The sequence below is a fragment of the Pseudomonas edaphica genome (genome assembly GCF_965277385.1).
Lineage (GTDB): Bacteria > Pseudomonadota > Gammaproteobacteria > Pseudomonadales > Pseudomonadaceae > Aquipseudomonas > Aquipseudomonas edaphica.
Genome location: NZ_OZ255725.1, coordinates 5,563,857 through 5,581,256, shown reverse-complemented (window position 1 = coordinate 5,581,256; position 17,400 = coordinate 5,563,857). Strand labels below are relative to the sequence as shown.

The 17,400-nt window shown below is 63.0% G+C and carries 12 protein-coding genes; 10 read left to right on the top strand and 2 right to left on the bottom strand.

Annotated elements, in window-relative coordinates:
• Positions 1 to 222: 222 nt before the first annotated feature.
• Entirely contained in the window at positions 223 to 6,480 is a 6,258-nt protein-coding gene (locus ACQY47_RS25455) for an amino acid adenylation domain-containing protein (protein WP_428552901.1), read from the bottom strand.
• 504 nt (positions 6,481 to 6,984) lie between these two features.
• Here ACQY47_RS25455 and ACQY47_RS25450 point away from each other — a divergent pair.
• Both ACQY47_RS25450 and adeC read left to right on the top strand, forming a co-directional pair.
• A complete protein-coding gene (locus tag ACQY47_RS25450) occupies positions 6,985 to 7,779 on the top strand; it encodes a helix-turn-helix transcriptional regulator (RefSeq protein WP_026013880.1) in 795 nt (264 codons plus the stop codon).
• Entirely contained in the window at positions 7,779 to 9,248 is a 1,470-nt protein-coding gene (adeC, locus tag ACQY47_RS25445; protein ID WP_395600828.1) for an AdeC/AdeK/OprM family multidrug efflux complex outer membrane factor, read from the top strand. The genes ACQY47_RS25450 and adeC overlap by 1 nt, the downstream gene beginning before the upstream one ends.
• On the opposite strand, the gene hpaA is transcribed toward adeC, so the two are convergent.
• Positions 9,175 to 10,035 (bottom strand): 4-hydroxyphenylacetate catabolism regulatory protein HpaA, encoded by an 861-nt coding sequence (gene hpaA / locus ACQY47_RS25440; RefSeq protein WP_138450176.1) that lies wholly within the window; start codon positions 10,033 to 10,035, stop codon positions 9,175 to 9,177. The two genes, adeC and hpaA, sit on opposite strands and share 74 nt — an antisense overlap.
• 128 nt (positions 10,036 to 10,163) lie before the next feature.
• Between hpaA and ACQY47_RS25435 the strand changes: the two genes are divergently transcribed.
• The 8 genes from ACQY47_RS25435 to hpaI all read left to right on the top strand — a co-directional run bounded on the left by ACQY47_RS25435 (position 10,164) and on the right by hpaI (position 17,381).
• Positions 10,164 to 10,829, top strand: coding sequence for a fumarylacetoacetate hydrolase family protein (locus ACQY47_RS25435; protein WP_138450178.1), 666 nt, complete (start codon positions 10,164 to 10,166; stop codon positions 10,827 to 10,829).
• Positions 10,826 to 11,596, top strand: coding sequence for a fumarylacetoacetate hydrolase family protein (locus ACQY47_RS25430; RefSeq protein WP_138450180.1), 771 nt, complete (start codon positions 10,826 to 10,828; stop codon positions 11,594 to 11,596). Before ACQY47_RS25435 ends, ACQY47_RS25430 begins: the two co-directional genes overlap by 4 nt.
• Before the next feature lie 5 nt (positions 11,597 to 11,601).
• Positions 11,602 to 13,062, top strand: a complete 1,461-nt coding sequence (gene hpaE / locus ACQY47_RS25425) for a 5-carboxymethyl-2-hydroxymuconate semialdehyde dehydrogenase (RefSeq protein WP_138450182.1) — start codon at positions 11,602 to 11,604, stop codon at positions 13,060 to 13,062.
• 69 nt (positions 13,063 to 13,131) lie between these two features.
• On the top strand, positions 13,132 to 13,989 hold the full coding sequence (gene hpaD, locus ACQY47_RS25420) for a 3,4-dihydroxyphenylacetate 2,3-dioxygenase (RefSeq protein ID WP_138450184.1): 858 nt from the start codon (positions 13,132 to 13,134) through the stop codon (positions 13,987 to 13,989).
• A gap of 16 nt (positions 13,990 to 14,005) precedes the next feature.
• The gene (locus ACQY47_RS25415; protein ID WP_138450186.1) at positions 14,006 to 14,398 is read left to right on the top strand and encodes a 5-carboxymethyl-2-hydroxymuconate Delta-isomerase; all 393 of its coding nucleotides are present in this window, start codon (positions 14,006 to 14,008) and stop codon (positions 14,396 to 14,398) included.
• Between the two features lie 46 nt (positions 14,399 to 14,444).
• Positions 14,445 to 15,749 (top strand): MFS transporter, encoded by a 1,305-nt coding sequence (locus ACQY47_RS25410; RefSeq protein WP_138450187.1) that lies wholly within the window; start codon positions 14,445 to 14,447, stop codon positions 15,747 to 15,749.
• 11 nt (positions 15,750 to 15,760) lie between these two features.
• Positions 15,761 to 16,564, top strand: a complete 804-nt coding sequence (gene hpaH, locus ACQY47_RS25405) for a 2-oxo-hept-4-ene-1,7-dioate hydratase (RefSeq protein ID WP_170040428.1) — start codon at positions 15,761 to 15,763, stop codon at positions 16,562 to 16,564.
• A gap of 16 nt (positions 16,565 to 16,580) precedes the next feature.
• Complete coding sequence (hpaI, locus tag ACQY47_RS25400; RefSeq protein WP_170040426.1) at positions 16,581 to 17,381, top strand: 4-hydroxy-2-oxoheptanedioate aldolase; 801 nt, start codon at positions 16,581 to 16,583, stop codon at positions 17,379 to 17,381.
• The last annotated feature ends 19 nt before the right edge of the window (positions 17,382 to 17,400 follow it).

The window sequence follows — 17,400 nt, the reverse complement described above, 5'->3', positions numbered from 1 at the left end:
AGTTTTCCTGAAAGAACTCAGCGTCTGGGTTAGGGGCTGCTTCGCAGCCCAACGCAGGACAAGCCTGCTCGCCACAGGTGAAATTGGCTGCCTTCAAACGTTGTGTAGATACCCATGCGGCGATAGCGGTGTATCAGCAACAGAGGCGTTGCCTGAACTACCGCTATCGCGGCGATGCGGCGACCCGACAAGCCCGGCTCCCACATTGCCCGCCTCCAGGCTTCAGATCCGGCGGCGGCGGTTAAGTTGGGGGATGGCGGTTTGCGGCACTTCCACGCGCTGTACCTGAGCAGTGGTGCAGGCGGCCAATTGCGCCAACGTCGGCTGGCTGAACAAGGTGCGCGCATCCACTTCCAACCCAGCCTTGCGCATCCGTGCCACCAGGTTCACCGCCAGCAACGAGTGCCCGCCCAATTCGAAGAAGTGGTCGTGACGCCCTACCCGCGCAAGCTTCAACACGTCGGCCCAGATGCCCGCCATCAGGGTTTCCATCTCACCCACCGGCGGCTCATACGCGCGACTCACCACCGCCTCCAACCCAGGCTCCGGCAAGGCTTTGCGGTCGAGTTTGCCAGCCGGGTTAAGCGGCCATTCTTCCAGCTGCACAAAGGCCGCCGGCACCATGTATTCAGGCAACTGTTCCAACACGTACGCACGCAAGGCTTCCAGGCTTGGCGCTTGCCCGCGCAGGGTAAAGTACGCCACCAAACGCTCATCACGAATCAGCACCGCCACGTCCCGCAGCGCCGGGTGCGCGGCCAGGCGCGATTCGATTTCGCCCAGCTCCAGGCGCACGCCCCGCAGCTTGACCTGAAAGTCATTGCGCCCCAGGAACTCAAGGTTGCCATCGGGCAAGTAACGCACCAGATCGCCGGTGCGATACAGCCGATCACCGGGCACAAACGGGCTGTCGATAAAGCGCTCGGCGGTCATCAGTTCCAGGCCCAAATAGCCCCGCGCAATGCCGACGCCGCCGATATGCAGTTGGCCGCTGACGCCCATGGGCACCAGCGTGTCATATTCATCCAGCACATACAGGCGGGTGTTGTTGATCGCCCGACCAATCGGCAGTTGCACGGCCGGCACGGCGGCGCCGGGTTCCAGGGTCCAGGCGCTGCTGTCCACTGTGGCTTCGGTGGGGCCGTAGACGTTATGCAAGCGCACGTTGGGCAAGCGTGCCAGCACGCCTCGGGCCAGGGCTTCAGTGAACTCACCGCCGCCGCAGAGCACGTCGGTGAGGCTGGTGCACAGCGCGGACTCTTCCAGTTCCAGAAACTGCTGCAACATCGCCGGCACGAACTTGATCACGCTGATCTGTTGCTCGCGGATCACCTGAGCCAGGTACGCCGGTTCACGGTGCCCATCGGGTCGTGCAAGCACCAGGCGCATGCCATTGGTCAGCGGCCAGAACAGCTCCCACACCGAGCCATCGAAGCTGAACGGCGCACGTTGCAACAAGGCGCCGCCCTGGGCATTCGGGCACAACCGGGAGCCCCAGTGCATCAGGTTGCTTAAGCCCCGATGCTCGATCATCACGCCTTTGGGCGTGCCGGTGGAGCCGGAGGTGTACATCACGTAGGCCAGGTTGGCGACGCTCAAACCGGGCACCAACGGGTTGCCGATAGGTGCCTGGCCCCAGGCGCAGCGGTCGAAGTCGATCACCGGCATCGACACCTCGCCGGGCAATTCACGGGTGGCCGCGTGCACCAGTAACGCCACGGGCTGACTGTCGCTGAGCATGTAGGCCAGGCGTTCGCGCGGGTAGCCAGGGTCCAGCGGCACATAGGCGCCGCCCGCCTTGAGGATCGCCAGCAACCCCACCACCAGCTCCAGCCCGCGCTCGACGCACAGGGCCACACGCGAATCCGGCTGGACGCCGCGCTCGCGCAGGTGAAAGGCAAGCTGGTTGGCACGCTCGTTGAGCTCTCGGTAGGTCAACTGCCGTTCGCCGGTCTGCACCGCAATGGCATTGGGAATCTGCCGCGCATGGGCTTCGAACAGGGCTTGGACGGTGAGGGTTTCGGGGTAGTCGGTGTGGGTCGCATTAAAGTCCAGCAACTGCGTTTTCAGTTCGCTGGCCGGCAGCACCTGTACCTCGCGCAGGGGTGTGGTCGGCGCGTGTTCAAGGGTTTCCGCCAGGCCGCGCAACACCGTCTCGATATAATCCAGCAAGCGCTCGGCACTGACCTTGCGCGGCGCCTTGGCCGTGAGGCGAAAGCCGCTGGCGACGTCGTCGACCGTCAGCATCAGCGGGTAGCTGAGGATGTCTTCGCTGCTGAGCAGCGCAATGCCCGGCACCAGGTTCAGGTCCCTGTCCGCCGCCGTGTGCCGATAGTTGAGCAGGCTGTTGAACAGCGGCGATGCACCGCTGCAACGCTGGGCCAGGGCCAGCGATGCCTGTTCATGGGCGACCAGCGCGCTCAGTTGCGCATGGGTGTCTGCCAGCGCAGCGACCACGCTTTGCCCGGCCAGGCGCACGCGCAGCGGCAAGGTGTTGATAAACATGCCCAAGGCACGGTCGGCGCCCTCGCCGGCTTGCAAACGGCCGAGCAACACGGTACCGAACACCACATCATCGCGGCCCGCGACCCGGCTGAGTACCTGGGCCCAGGCCAGGTGAAACAGGCTCGCGGCACTCACCCCAAGCGCTCGCGCTAGAGCGCGCAGGCGCAGGTTGAGGGCGTCTGCCAGGGGCCGTTCGGCCGCTTCGATGTCGGCGCGATTGGCCTGGCGCTCCTGCAAGCCGAACGCCAGGGTCGGCTCGTCAACGTCGGCCAGGCGCTCGCGAAAGAACGCCTCATGGGCCGCCTGGCGCGCTGCCGAGCGGGCCTGCGCGACCACGTTGCGGTAAGGCACCGGTTCCGGCAATTGCGCCTGCTGGCCCAGCAAGTGGGCGCGAATTTCATCCACCAGCACGGTGGTCGAAGTGGCGTCATTGACCAGGTGATGAAAGCGCAACTTGGCGACCCAGCGCTGGTTGTGCGGCTCCTCGGCGTAATCCAGCGCCATCAACGGCGCCTGGCGCAGATCCAGCGGTGCGTGCTGATCGTGCAGCGGCTCGACGCGCAACTGCGCCTGGCGCCACACCACTTGCATCGGTTGTTCCAGCGCATCCCATACCAGGCTGGTGCGCAGAATATCGTGACGGTTGATCACCTGCTGCAACGCTTGGGCAAACGCCTCCAACTGGTCGCGACGGGCAAAACTGAACAGTGCATGTTGCTGGTAGGGGTCGCGCTCGTCCGTGAGGTGGTGGTACAGCAAGCCCTCCTGCAACGGCGCCAGCGGGTAGATTTCCTGCACATTGGCAGCCCCACCGGGGATGCCGGCGACGATACGATCCAGGCTCGGCTGGTCGAGTTCGGCCAGTGCGAGCATGTCCGGCGTGATGTGGCTGCAACCTGGCGCAATACGATTGCCCGGCACCTGTACCTCACTGCCGCCACTGACCGCCGCCAGCGCGGCGAGCGTCGGCTGGCCGAACAACACCTGCACATCGGCATGCAAGCCGGCCTGGCGCATGCGCTGCACCAACTGCACCGCCAACAGCGAGTGGCCGCCCAGTTCAAAGAAATGGTCATGGCGCCCCACTTGCTGCACCTGCAATAGCTCAGCCCAGATCTGCGCCAGCAGGGTTTCCGCGCCTTCGTACGGTGCTTCGAACTGGCGCGTGACAAAGGCTTGCTGCGTGGGCGCGGGAAGCGCCTTGCGGTCAAGCTTGCCGTTGGCGGTCAGCGGCATCGCCTCCAACTGCACATAGGCCGCCGGCAGCATGTAATCGGGCAGCGAGGCTTGCAGATGGGCACGCAACGCTTCGATTTCGACGCTGTGCCGGGCGACAAACCAAGCCAGCAGTTGGCCTTCGCGACACTGCACCACGGCTTCCTGGACCGCCGGATGGCTGGCCAGCGCAGATTCGATTTCGCCCAGTTCGATGCGCACGCCACGGATTTTCACCTGGTCGTCATTGCGGCCCAGGTACTCAAGGTTGCCGTCGGGCAGCCAGCGCGCCAGATCGCCGGTGCGGTACATCCGGCCCTCGCTGAACGGGTCATCCACAAAGCGCTCGGCGCTCAGCTCGGGCTGGTTCAGGTAACCCCGCGCCACACCCTTGCCGCCGATATACAGCTCCCCCGCCACGCCAATCGGCACCGGGCGCCGCTGTTCATCCAGCACGTACACCGTGGCATTGTCGATCGGCGCGCCGATGTGCAAAGGGCGGCCCACCTCGACGCGCCCGGAGGTGGCGACCACCGTGGCTTCAGTGGGGCCGTAGTTGTTGATCACGTCATAGGTTTGTGCGCGGCTGAAGCTGCGCAGGCGGTCGCCGCCGATCAGCAGGGTGCGCAGGGTCGGGTGTTGCAGGCGCTGGCTGAAGGCGTACTCGGCCACCGGCGTCGGTAAAAAGCACACGTCCAACGGCTGCGCACGCCACCAGTCGAGCAGCGCGTCGATGTCCTGGGCGTCGTCCTGTGCCGGCGCCAGGTGCAAGGTCGCGCCCACGCATAACGCCGGCCACACTTCCCAGGCCATTGCGTCAAAACCGAAGCCGGCCACGCTGGCCGTCTGGCTGCCCGCGTGCAGGTTGAAGGCGCGGCAGTGCCAGTCCACCAGGTTCGACACGGTGTGGTGCTCAACCATCACGCCTTTGGGCAACCCGGTGGAGCCTGAGGTGTAGATCACATACGCGAGGTTCGACGGCGTGACCGCCACCGGTGGGCTGTCGCTGCGGCCGTGGGCCGGCAGGTCCAAACGGATTATCGGCACGTCGAGCATCGGCAGGCGCGCCAGCACGTTGTGCTGGGCCAGCACCGCCACCGGGGAACTGTCGTGCAGCAGGTAGCTCAGGCGCTCGGCCGGGTGAGCCGGGTCCACCGGTACGTAGCAGGCGCCGGCCTTGAGGATCGCCAGCAACCCGGCCACGGTGTCCAGCCCGCGCCGCGCCACAATCGCCACACGGTCATCCGGCTGCACGCCATGTTCGAGCAATTGGTGGGCCAGGGCATTGGCCTGTTGATCGAGCTGGGCGTAGGTCAATTGCCGGTCCTGATGCACCGCCGCAATGGCGTCAGGCGTGCGCGCAGCTTGCGCCTCGATGCGCCGATGCAGGGTTTGCGCGTTGGCAGGCGCTTGTGCGGTGGCATTCCACTGCTGCAACCGGAGCTGTTCGGCCGGCGTCACCAAGGCAAACTCAGCCAGCGTCAACGCGGTATTCGCCAACCCCTGTTCCAGCAGCCAGGTAAAGCGCTGCGCCAACGCCTGCACCTCGTCCTCGCGAAACCACGCCTCGTTGTACACGCAGTGCAGGCAAGCGGTGTCCTGGTAACGGTTGCTGCGCAGGTGGAAGGCAATCGGCAGCGGCTCGTGGTGGTTGGAGACCTTGATCGCACGGGCCTGGACCTGGCCGTAGCGCAGGTCGTGATCGTCCTGCTCAAAGGACACTGACAGGTCGAACAACTGGCCGCGATGGGTACGGCGCAGGCCCAGCTCACGGTTCATCTCGCTCAGGGGAAAACGCTGGTGGCGAAAATCCTGCTTGAGCTGGTCACGTACACCGCGCACCACCGCGCTGAACGGCAATTGCGCGTCGAACTGAAAACGTACTGCACTGACCTGGGCAAACAAGCCCACGGTGGAGCGAAAACGGGCGTTGGAACGGTTGAGGATCGGCAGCCCCACCACCCACTCATCACGCTGGCTGGTGCGGGTGAAATACACGTACAGCGCCGCCAGCAACACATGGAACGCCGAGGCCTGGTAACGGTTGGCGACTTGCTCCATGCGGTTGAGCAGCGCCACCTGAAATGGCTCCACCCAGGTATTGCTCGGCGCCGGGGCGTTGTGTCGCGGCGTCAGCAGCGGCTCGGGCAACACCTGGTATTTGTCCAGCCAATAGGCGCGGTCACGGGCGTAACGGGCCGATTCCTGGTAACGCTGGTCGGTGTCGATAAAGTCGATATACGACGGTGCATGCGGCTCCGGTGGCTGGCCCTGTACGAGGTCGGTGTACAGGCGGGCCAAGGATTGGAGCATCTGGCCAAAGCCCCAGCCATCGAGGATCAGGTGATGGGCCTGGGTGCCGAGGCGGTAGTGATCGTCATCGAGCTTGACCAGGAAAAACCGGAACAGCGGTTCGCCGCTCATCGCATAGGGCCGGGCCATTTGCGCTTGCATCAGCGTGTGGCTCGCGGCCAGTGGGTCTTGCAGCGCGCAGAAGTCGTGCCGTGCTACCTGCACCGTCAGCGCAGCATCAAAGGTCTGTCGAGGCAAGCCGTCGGCATCGGTGTGCAACTGGGTGCGCAAGGCATCGTGCTTGGCCACCAGCAACTCCACGGCGTGCTGGATCAGGTCCGGCACCAGGACGCCGGCAAAATCGACATAGCCGCCAATGTTGTACAGCGGCGAGTCGCCCGCTCGCAGTTGGTCGAGCCAGATGTCCTGCTGGGCGGCAGTCAGGGGGAAGCTTGGGGAACGCTGCATAAGATCCTTCTCAATAGGAGTCAGGCACGGCCGCGCACGGGCCCATTTCGCCAAAATTGCCGGATTTGAGCATGGCGACCCGAAGGTGTCTGTCACCCGAAACCCGGACATTCATATGGATGGAAACGGGCTTGGCTGATGGTTGACTGCTGAAACGATTAAAGCACTGTAGGAAATTGACTACACATGGCCGCAGTCAGTTTTTCTCAATACGCCCCAATTACTTATTTTTACTATAAATATCAATTGGTTAATCATTCCTAATTTTTAGCCATGGTTTTTCGTTGGCGGAATTCTCCGTCTGAAACGTCGAATTAATGACGTAGTTTTTATGGCAGCTTGTGTCCCTCGTTTCCGCTACATACGTAGGACAAATCGCTATGGCTAAATAAAATCTCGAACGCCGAATGACGCTGAAGAAGAGTCACGTTCAAGGAGTACGGGCCGCCCCACACAGACCCAGGGCACCCGTTGACGGTTTTCGACATCAAGGATGAGATGGCTATGAGTCTGACTTCTAGTATTGGCGGCGCCCACAGCCCGCAGTTCTACGCCGAAATGGGTGAATTGATTTCAAACAGTGGCCAGGAAAATTTCGCCGCCAACATGCTGCATCTGGTGGATAAATGGGTGCCGATTCACTTGGTCGACCTGAGTGAATGGACCCTCGACGAACTGCGTGACAGCGCGATCGATATTCAGCTGCTGGGCAGCGCCGGGTTGAAAAAACACCTGCTGGCGCCCCAGCCCGTACATGCGTTGAACGACCACCCGCTGCTACGGGAAATGCTGCGCATGCAAGACCCGTTGCTGATCCAGATGAAGGCCAAGGCCAACAGCGCACACCCACGCGGCACCTCGCACCAGTGCAACCTGGTCTCGCGCCAGGGCAACCGACGCTGCGTGATTTCGTTCTACCGCCCGCCGACCCAACAAGGCTTTTCCCTGGCAGAACTGTCGTTTCTCAAGTGCTTGTCGGACACCCTGTTGCCGTTGATGGAACGGCATGCGCGGATTTTGCGCCAGGCCCCTCACAGCCAGGCCGAACCAGCCCACAGCCAGCTGGAGCAGTCACAGTTGCAGCGCGAGTTCTACAAGCGCCTGTCCCTCAGCGATATCACCCTGTCGGCGCGTGAGCAGGAGGTGTGCCTGGGCCTGTTGACCGGCGGCACCGTGCCGCAAATGGCGGAAAAACTCAGCGTGAAAAACAGCTCGATCGAAACCTACCTCAAGCGTGCCGCCGCCAAACTGGGCGTCAGCGGGCGCCATGGCCTGGCCAAATGGATGGTTGGCGCCTGATGAAAAAATTCACCCTCACCACCGTTGGCATGGCCTGGGTGCTCGGCGGTTGCTCGCTGATCCCCGAGTATCAGCGGCCCGCTGTGCCGGTGCCGGCGCAGTACCCACAAGGCGGGGTCTACAGCCTGGCGCAAGCCGGCACTGTGGCGGTCGAGCCGGACTGGCAGCAGCTGTTCCACGACCCGGCGCTGCAACAGCTGATTGGCGCAGCACTGGCCAATAACCGCGACCTGCGGGTAGCGGCGCTGAATGTGCAGGCGTTTCAGGCGCAGTACCGCATCCAGCGAGCGGACCTGTTCCCGGCGATATCGGCCAGCGGCGCCGGCAAACGCCAGAAAGTACCGGGCGATCTGACCGGCACCGGCAAGTCGGCGATCACTTCCAACTATTCGGCCACCCTGGGCCTGAGTGCCTATGAGCTGGATCTGTTCGGACGGGTGCGCAGCCTCAGCGAGCAGGCGATGCTCACGTATCTGGGCACCGAAGAGGCGCGGCGCAGCGCGCAACTGAGCCTGGTGGCCAACGTCGCCAATGCCTACCTGACCTGGCGCGCCGACCAGGAGCTGCTGACCCTGGCGCAGCAAACTCTGACCGCCAACGACCACAGCTGGCAGCTCACCAGCCGTAGCAAAACCGCGGGCAAGGCCTCGGCACTGGATGTGGTGCAAGCCCGCACGGCAGTAGAAAGCACCCGCGCCAGCGTGGCCCGCTATGAGCGCCAGGTCGCCCAGGATGTCAACAACCTGGCCCTGCTGGTGGGCGGCCCGGTGGATGAAAACCTGCCGTCGCGCCCGCTCGCTGATGACCTGGTGGCGCGCCTGCCCGCAGGCTTGCCCTCCGACCTGCTGCAACGGCGCCCGGATATCCTCCAGGCCGAATACCAACTGCAAGCCGCCAACGCCAATATCGGCGCGGCGCGGGCAGCATTTTTTCCGTCGGTGACGCTCACCGCCAACGCCGGCAGCACCAGCAAGGAGCTGTCGGGGCTGTTCAAGGGCGGCGCGGGCACCTGGACCTTCCAGCCGCAAATCAACCTGCCGATCTTCAACGCCGGCAGCCTGCGCGCCAGCCTCGACTACGCCAAACTGCAGAAAGACATTACGGTGGCGCAGTACGAAAAATCCATTCAAACGGCGTTTCAGGAAGTCGCCGACGGCCTCGCCGCCCGGCAAACCTTTAACGACCAGTTGGACGCGCAACGGGATTTTGTCGCCGCCAACCAGGCCTATTACGACCTGGCCCAGCACCGCTACCGCAGCGGTGTGGACAGCAACCTGACGTTCCTCGATGCGCAGCGTTCCTTGTTCAGTTCGCAGCAGGCGCTGATTGTCGATCGGCTGGCGCAACTGGTCGCGGAGGTGAACCTGTACACGGCTCTGGGCGGCGCCTGGAGCGTCAACCCAAGCCCGACTGCCGCAGCCGATATTCCCCCGGTGTCACCTGCGCATAACGAAGGAAAAACCGGCTGAAATACGCCGGGTCCTTGAACCCCAGCTGGTAGCAGATTTCATTCGCGGAGCTGCCGGTAAACAGCAGCAGACGCTTGGCTTCCTGCATCAGCCGCTCCAGGATCAGGCGCTTGGACGGCAGGTCGGCCAGGCGTCGGCACACCTCATTGAGCCGCGCTTCGGTCACGCCAATCCCCTCGGCGTAACGCGCCAGCGGCCAGTGTTCCAGGTAGTGGGCTTCGATAAGTTCGTTGAAACGATGGAAAATGCGCAGGTCTTCATGCCGTGTCGGGCGGGCCGGCAGGCTGTTGGCGCACAGACGCAGCAGGCGAATCATGATCAGGCGGGTAAGGCTCTCCAATGCGGCGGCGCGCCCTGCCCTTTGCGCGTTGATCTCGCTGCTGAGTTCCCCGAAGAGTTGATCCAGCCCTTCGGCATCGGCGGTCAGCGCCACGCAGGCGGCGCCCGATGCAAGGCTGGGGTCGGCGTCGATCAACGCCCACACCAGTTGCTGACGCACGGTCAGCACATGCCCGTCGGCATCCGGCTCCGTAACAAACGCATGGGGCACTGTGGGCGGAGTGAGGAAAAACATCGGCCCCGACTCCACGAACTGGCGGTCATCCAGGTACACCCGCACCGCGCCACTCTTGACGAAATGCACCTGGAAAAACCGGTCATGCCGATGCACGGGCATATTGCGCCCGAAAAACCCCGCCAGGTTGCCGAGCTTGTCGTAATGCACCTCGGCATCGCTGTAACGCTGGTCGTAGACCTGCCCGATGTTGATGTTCGGAATCGGTTTCACAGAACACTCTTCTTATTGTTTTGATCCCGCCGGATTTTGCCACGCTTGACGGTAGTTAACATATTAATTATAACGTTAACACATTAACGAACTGCTTATGCAGCAGTCGCCACCGCCAGGAGAAACGCATGAGCCGTACCCTGCATGATGTTGCCAGCGGCACCTTGTTCGGCGTTGCGCTGAACTACCAGGGTCTGCTGGACCAGCATCTCGCCGCCTTCCAGCAGGCGCCCTACCAGAAGCCGCCTGCCAAGCCGGTGCTGTTTATCAAGACCCCCAACACACGCAACAAGCATGGCGGTGTAGTGCTGCATCCCGCGGGCGAACGCCTGCAACCGGGGCCGGCGCTGGGCGTGGTGATCGGCCAGCGCACCAGCCGCGTCAGCCTGGAAAACGCCATGGCGCATGTGGCCGGTTATGTGGTGGTCAATGAATTCAGCCTGCCGGAAGACAGCTACTACCGCCCCGCCGTCAAAGCCAAATGCCGTGACGGGTTTTGCGCGTTAAGCGCCGAGCTGATCCCGCGTGATCAAGTTGCAAACCCTAACCAACTGAGCCTCAAGTTGTTCGTCAACGGCGAACTGCGCCAGGAAAACTCGACGACCCATTGGGTGCGCGACATCCCGCAATTGATCGCCGAGATCAGCGAGTTCATGACCCTATACCCCGGCGATGTGCTGATCACCGGCACACCGGAGGGCCGCGTGGATGTGCAGCCTGGGGACCAGGTTGAGGTTGAAATCAACGGTATCGGTCGCCTGGCCAACACCGTGCAGGCGGAGGCACACGCATGAAACACGCTCGTATCCGTTTTGAAGGCGAAACCCATCACGTACAGGTAGAGGCTGATTGCAGCGTGCGCCTCAACGACGGCCGCCTGCTCGCCGAACAACAGGTGCAATGGCTGCCACCGGCCACCGGCAGCATGTTCGCCCTGGGCCTGAACTATGCCGACCACGCTGCCGAGCTGGCCTTCACACCGCCCACCGAACCGCTGGCATTTATCAAGTCGGTGGGCACCTACACCGGCCATCGCCAAGTCACTTGGCGCCCGGATAACGTTGCCTACATGCACTACGAGTGCGAGCTGGTGGCGGTCATCGGCAAGACCGCGCGCAACGTCAAGCGCGCGGATGCCCTGGACTACCTGGCCGGTTACACGGTGTGCAACGACTATGCGGTCCGCGACTACCTGGAAAACTACTACCGCCCCAACCTGCGCGTGAAAAACCGTGACGCCACCACCCCGGTCGGCCCGTGGATCGTCGATGTCGCGGACGTGCCCGACCCGAGCAACCTGACCCTGCGCACCTGGATCAACGGTGAACTGCGTCAGGAAGGCAGCACCCGCGACATGATTTTCGATATCCCCTACCTGATCGAGTACCTCTCCAGCTTCATGACCCTGCAACCCGGCGACATGATCGCCACCGGCACGCCCGAAGGCCTGGCCGATGTGGTGCCGGGCGATGAAGTGGTGGTGGAAGTCGAAGGCGTAGGTCGCCTGGTCAACCGAATTGTCAGCGAAGCGGAGTTTTTCTCCGCCCGTAAAGAGGCGTGAGCAGCATGATCAAACACTGGATCAACGGCCGTGAGGTCGAAAGCAAAGACACCTTCATCAACTACAACCCGGCCACCGGCGAAGCCATTGGCGAAGTCGCCAGCGGCGGCGCCGAGGAAGTTGCGCAGGCCGTTGCAGCCGCCAAAGAAGCCTTCCCGAAATGGGCCAACACCCCGGCCAAAGAACGCGCCCGGCTGATGCGCAAACTGGGTGAGTTGATCGAGCAGAACGTGCCGCGCCTGGCCGAGCTGGAAACCCTCGATACCGGCTTGCCGATCCACCAGACCAAGAACGTGCTGATCCCCCGCGCATCGCACAACTTTGATTTCTTCGCCGAAGTCTGCACGCGCATGGACGGCCACAGCTACCCGGTGGACGATCAGATGCTCAACTACACCCTCTACCAGCCGGTGGGCGTGTGCGGGTTGGTGTCGCCCTGGAACGTGCCGTTCATGACCGCCACCTGGAAGACCGCGCCGTGCCTGGCGCTGGGTAACACAGCAGTGCTGAAGATGTCCGAGCTGTCGCCGCTGACCGCCAATGAACTCGGGCGCCTGGCGGTGGAAGCCGGAATTCCCAACGGCGTGCTCAACGTAATCCAGGGCTACGGCGCCACCGCCGGTGATGCACTGGTGCGCCACCCGGACGTGCGCGCTATCTCCTTCACGGGCGGCACCGCCACCGGCAAGAAGATCATGCAAACCGCCGGGCTGAAAAAGTACTCGATGGAACTGGGCGGCAAGTCGCCGGTGCTGATCTTTGAAGACGCCGACCTTGAACGCGCCCTGGATGCCGCGCTGTTCACGATCTTTTCGCTGAACGGCGAACGCTGCACCGCCGGCAGCCGGGTCTTTATCCAGGAGAGTGTCTACCCGCAGTTTGTCGCCGAGTTTGCCGCACGCGCAAAACGCTTGATCGTCGGCGACCCGCAAGACCCGAAAACCCAGGTCGGCTCGATGATCACCCAGGCGCACTACGACAAGGTCACCGGCTACATCAAGATTGGCCTGGAAGAAGGCGCCACCTTGCTCGCCGGTGGCCTGGAACGCCCGGCCAATCTGCCCGCGCATTTGAGCAAAGGCCAGTTTATCCAGCCGACCGTATTTGCCGATGTGAACAACAAGATGCGCATCGCCCAGGAAGAAATCTTCGGCCCGGTGGTGTGCCTGATTCCATTCAAGGACGAGGCCGAGGCGCTGCAACTGGCCAACGACACCGAGTACGGCCTGGCCTCGTATATCTGGACCCAGGACATCGGCAAGGCCCATCGCCTGGCGCGCGGAATTGAAGCCGGCATGGTATTTATCAACAGCCAGAACGTGCGCGACCTGCGTCAGCCGTTCGGCGGCGTCAAAGGCTCCGGTACCGGGCGCGAAGGCGGCCAGTACAGCTTTGAAGTGTTTGCCGAGATCAAGAACGTGTGCATTTCCATGGGCAGCCATCACATCCCGCGTTGGGGTGTGTAGCACCAGAGCAAGCCAGCTCCCAAAGGGGCCTCACTGGTATTACAAGAATAAGTACTCAGGAGAATGATCATGGGCGAAGTGGTTCTGGCAGCGAAGATCTGCCACGTACCGTCGATGTACCTGTCGGAGTTGCCCGGCAAACATCACGGCTGTCGCGAAGCGGCGATCGCCGGCCACAAGGAAATCGGTCGGCGCGCCCGCGAGCTGGGCGCCGACACCGCCGTGGTGTTCGACGTGCACTGGCTGGTCAACAGCGGCTATCACGTCAACTGTGGCGCGCAGTTCCAGGGCACCTACACCAGCAACGAGCTGCCGCACTTTATCAAGAACATGGAGTACGCCTACCCAGGCGACCCGCAATTGGGTGAGCTGATTGCCGCTGAAGCCAACCTCGCCGGCGTGCGCAGCATGGCCCATAACATCCCGAGCCTGGAGCTGGAATACGGCACCCTGGTGCCCATGCGCTACATGCACATGGGCGTGCCGGAGGATGAGAAATTCAAGGTCATCTCCATCGCGGCCTGGTGCGCCTGGCATCGCCTGGAGGACAGTTTCGCGTTTGGCGCCGCTGTGCGCCGGGCTATCGAAAAGAGTGATCGCAAGGTACTGGTGCTGGCTTCCGGTTCACTGTCCCACCGCTTTTCGGATGACCGCCAGGCCGAGGCGAATATCCATAACTGGACCCGTGAGTTCGACAAGCAAGTGGACCTGCACGTAGTGGAGATGTGGAAGCAAGGCCGCTTCGAGGAGTTCTGCGCGATGCTGCCCGACTACGCCGAACACTGCTTTGGCGAAGGCAAGATGCACGACACCGCCATGCTCCTGGGCCTGCTCGGGGGGCCGGACTATGCCAAGCCTGCCGAGATCATCACGCCGCCGTTCGGCAGTTCGGGCACCGGCCAGATCAACGCGATTTTCCCGCTGTAAACCTGGGAGAAAAACCATGCCGCATTTTATCGCCGAGTACACCGACAACATTGAGCAACAGGCCGATCTGCCCAGCCTGTTTGAAAAAGTCCATCACGTGCTGGGCGACACTGGCGTGTTCCCACTCGGCGGCATTCGCAGCCGTGGCGTGCGCCTGGACAGCTGGCGCATGGCTGACGGCAAGCACGACTACGCCTTTGTACACATGACCCTAAAAGTCGGCCATGGCCGCGACCTTGCCACCCGCCAGGCGGTGGCCGAAGCGCTGTTCGCGGTGATCACCGCACACTTTGCCCCGTTGCAAGCGCAACGCTTGCTGGCGCTGTCATTCGAGATGGTCGAGCTGCACCCGCAGCTAAATTTCAAGCAGAACAATGTGCATGCGTTCCTGAACAACCCGACGGGCTAAGCCCCGCCGCCCCTCTCACGGCCACTCAAACAAAAAGTACAACACCATGAGCACAGCCAATTCCACTGCCAGCCACGTGCTGGCTGAGCACGACCGCACCCATCGTTTAGTCACCTGGCGGCTAATGCCACTGTTGCTGGTGTGTTACCTGTTCGCCCATCTGGACCGCATCAACATCGGTTTTGCCAAAATGCAGATGAGCAGCGACCTGCACTTCAGCGACACGGTCTACGGCTTCGGCGCCGGGCTGTTTTTTATCGCCTACGCGCTGTTTGGCGTGCCAAGCAATATGGCCCTGGACCGGGTCGGGCCGAGGCGTTGGATAGCCAGCCTGATGGTGGTGTGGGGCCTGTTGTCCACCGGCATGTTGTGGGTCGAAAGTGCGCGTGGTTTCTACGTGTTGCGCTTTCTGCTGGGGGTGGCCGAGGCCGGTTTTTTCCCCGGCATTCTGGTGTTTCTCAACCGTTGGTACCCGGCACGCCGCCGCGCCCAGGTCACCGCACTGTTCGCGATTGCGGTGCCGATGGCCGGCGTGCTGGGCGGGCCGATTTCCGGCGCGATCCTGGAAAACTTCCATGATGTCGGCAGCCTGCGCGGCTGGCAGTGGATGTTCCTGATCGAAGGCGCGCCGGTGGTGCTGCTCGGTCTGGTGGTGCTCAAGTGGTTGCCGGATGGTTTTGATTCAGTGAGCTGGCTGACGGACGCGCAAAAGCAGCAACTGCGCACCCAACTCAGCAGCGAGGAACAGCGCAAGACCATCACTTCATTCGGCGGCATCCTGCGTGACCCGCAAGTGTGGCTGCTGGTGGCGGTGTACTTTGCGGTGATGTTGGCGGTCAACACCCTCGCCTTCTGGATGCCCACGCTGATCCACGGCGCCGGCATCGGCCGCGACAGCCAGGTCGGTCTGCTCAGCGCCGTACCCTACCTGGCCGGCTGCTTCTTCATGATCGGTTGCGGGCGCTCATCCGACCGCCATCGCGAACGCCGGTGGCACCTGTGTGTGCCACTGCAGATGGCCGCCGTCGGCATCGCCGTGGCGGGCCTGGCGCCGGGCAACCCGCTGCTGGTGATGGGCGGGCTGGTGGTCGCCGGCATGGGCGCCAGTGCCGCCTTGCCGATGTTCTGGCAGCTGCCGCCGGCGTTCCTCTCGACCACCACCCAAGCTGCCGGCATCGCCATGATCAGTTCGTTCGGCAGCATCGCCGCGTTCCTCGCGCCGTACCTGATCGGCTGGATGCGCGACGCGACCCAGAGCGCCAGCCTGGCGCTTTACGTACTCGCCCTGTTTATCGCCCTCGGCGGCCTGCTGGTGCTGCGCACCCACGCCGCCATCGTCAACCCACACTAGAGACCGTTGCCATGCTCGACTCCCAGCAAATCCTCGCCGCCGCCGCCCACCTGGACCGCGCCGAACGCAGCCGCGAACAGGTGCGCCAGTTTTCCCTCGACTACCCCGGCATCACCATTGAAGACGCCTACGCCATCCAGCGCGCCTGGGTGGCGCAAAAGATCCAGGACGGGCGCCGCTTGAAAGGCCACAAGATCGGCCTGACTTCGCGGGCCATGCAGGTCTCGTCGAACATCACCGAGCCCGATTTTGGCGCGCTGCTCGATGACATGTTTTTCGACGAAGGCAGCGACATTCCGTTCGAGCGTTTCATCGTGCCACGGGTGGAAGTGGAACTGGCCTTCATTCTCGGTAAACCGCTCAAAGGCCCGAACTGCACGGTGTTCGATGTGCTCGACGCCACCGAGTGGGTGATCCCGGCGCTGGAGATCATCGACGCGCGCATCCAACAGGTCGACCCGCAGACCAACGCTACCCGCAAGGTCTTCGACACTATCTCCGACAATGCCGCGAATGCCGGTGTGGTGCTGGGCGGCCGCGCCGTGCGGCCCACCGAGATCGACCTGCGCAAGGTGCCGGCGGTGCTGTACCGCAATGGCGTGATCGAAGAGTCCGGCGTGTCAGCGGCGGTGCTCAACCACCCGGCCAAGGGCGTGGCCTGGCTGGCCAACAAGCTGGCCGCGTACGACGTCACGCTACTGCCCGGGCAAGTGATCCTCGGTGGCTCATTCACCCGCCCGGTGGCGGCCCGCCCTGGCGATACCTTCCATGTCGACTACGACATGCTCGGGTCAATTGCCTGCCGTTTCGTTTGAGCCCTGGAGGTTAGCCATGAACATGCCCATCAACCGCTTCAAACAACGCTTGCGCAACGGCGAGGTGCAGATCGGCCTGTGGCTCGGCCTCGCCGATGCCTACTGCGCCGAACTGGCTGCCAACGCCGGTTTCGACTGGCTGCTGATCGACGGCGAACACGCGCCCAATCAGCTGCACAGCATGCTCGGCCAATTGCAGGCCATCGCACCCTACCCCAGCCAGGCGCTGATTCGCCCGGTCATCGGCGACAGCGCGCTGATCAAGCAACTGCTGGATATCGGCGCCCAGACCTTGCTGGTGCCGATGGTGGAAAGTGCCGCCCAGGCCCGCGAACTGGTGCGCGCCATGCGCTACCCGCCACAGGGCATTCGCGGGGTTGGCAGTGCGTTGGCGCGGGCGTCGCGCTGGAACAGCATTGCCTGTTACCTCGACCAGGCCGATGAGCAGATGTGCCTGTTGGTACAAATTGAGAGCCTTGAAGGCCTGGCCAATCTGGATGCGATTGCGGCGGTCGACGGCGTGGACGGTGTGTTTATCGGCCCGGCGGATTTGAGTGCGTCGATGGGGCATCGCGGTAATCCGGGGCACGTTGACGTGCAGGCAGCAATAGAAGATGCGATCAAGCGCATTGTGCAGGCGGGCAAGGCGGCGGGGATTCTCAGTGCCGATGAGGGTTTGGCGCGGCGTTATATCGAGCTGGGAGCGACGTTTGTAGCGGTGGGCGTGGATACCACCGTGTTGATGCGTGGGTTGCAGGCGTTGGCGGGGAAATTCAACGGCGCTCCCACTGCCAACCACACAGGCAGTGTGTACTGAGACACCTGTGGGAGCTGGC

Excerpts from the sequence above, each read along its gene's own strand:
- ACQY47_RS25455 (WP_428552901.1), bottom strand. The coding sequence starts at position 6,480 with ATGCAGCGTTCCCCAAGCTTCCCCCTGACTGCCGCCCAGCAGGACATC.
- ACQY47_RS25450 (WP_026013880.1), top strand. The coding sequence starts at position 6,985 with ATGAGTCTGACTTCTAGTATTGGCGGCGCCCACAGCCCGCAGTTCTAC.
- adeC (WP_395600828.1), top strand. The coding sequence starts at position 7,779 with ATGAAAAAATTCACCCTCACCACCGTTGGCATGGCCTGGGTGCTCGGC.
- ACQY47_RS25435 (WP_138450178.1), top strand. The coding sequence starts at position 10,164 with ATGAGCCGTACCCTGCATGATGTTGCCAGCGGCACCTTGTTCGGCGTT.
- ACQY47_RS25430 (WP_138450180.1), top strand. The coding sequence starts at position 10,826 with ATGAAACACGCTCGTATCCGTTTTGAAGGCGAAACCCATCACGTACAG.
- hpaE (WP_138450182.1), top strand. The coding sequence starts at position 11,602 with ATGATCAAACACTGGATCAACGGCCGTGAGGTCGAAAGCAAAGACACC.
- hpaD (WP_138450184.1), top strand. The coding sequence starts at position 13,132 with ATGGGCGAAGTGGTTCTGGCAGCGAAGATCTGCCACGTACCGTCGATG.
- ACQY47_RS25415 (WP_138450186.1), top strand. The coding sequence starts at position 14,006 with ATGCCGCATTTTATCGCCGAGTACACCGACAACATTGAGCAACAGGCC.
- ACQY47_RS25410 (WP_138450187.1), top strand. The coding sequence starts at position 14,445 with ATGAGCACAGCCAATTCCACTGCCAGCCACGTGCTGGCTGAGCACGAC.
- hpaH (WP_170040428.1), top strand. The coding sequence starts at position 15,761 with ATGCTCGACTCCCAGCAAATCCTCGCCGCCGCCGCCCACCTGGACCGC.
- hpaI (WP_170040426.1), top strand. The coding sequence starts at position 16,581 with ATGAACATGCCCATCAACCGCTTCAAACAACGCTTGCGCAACGGCGAG.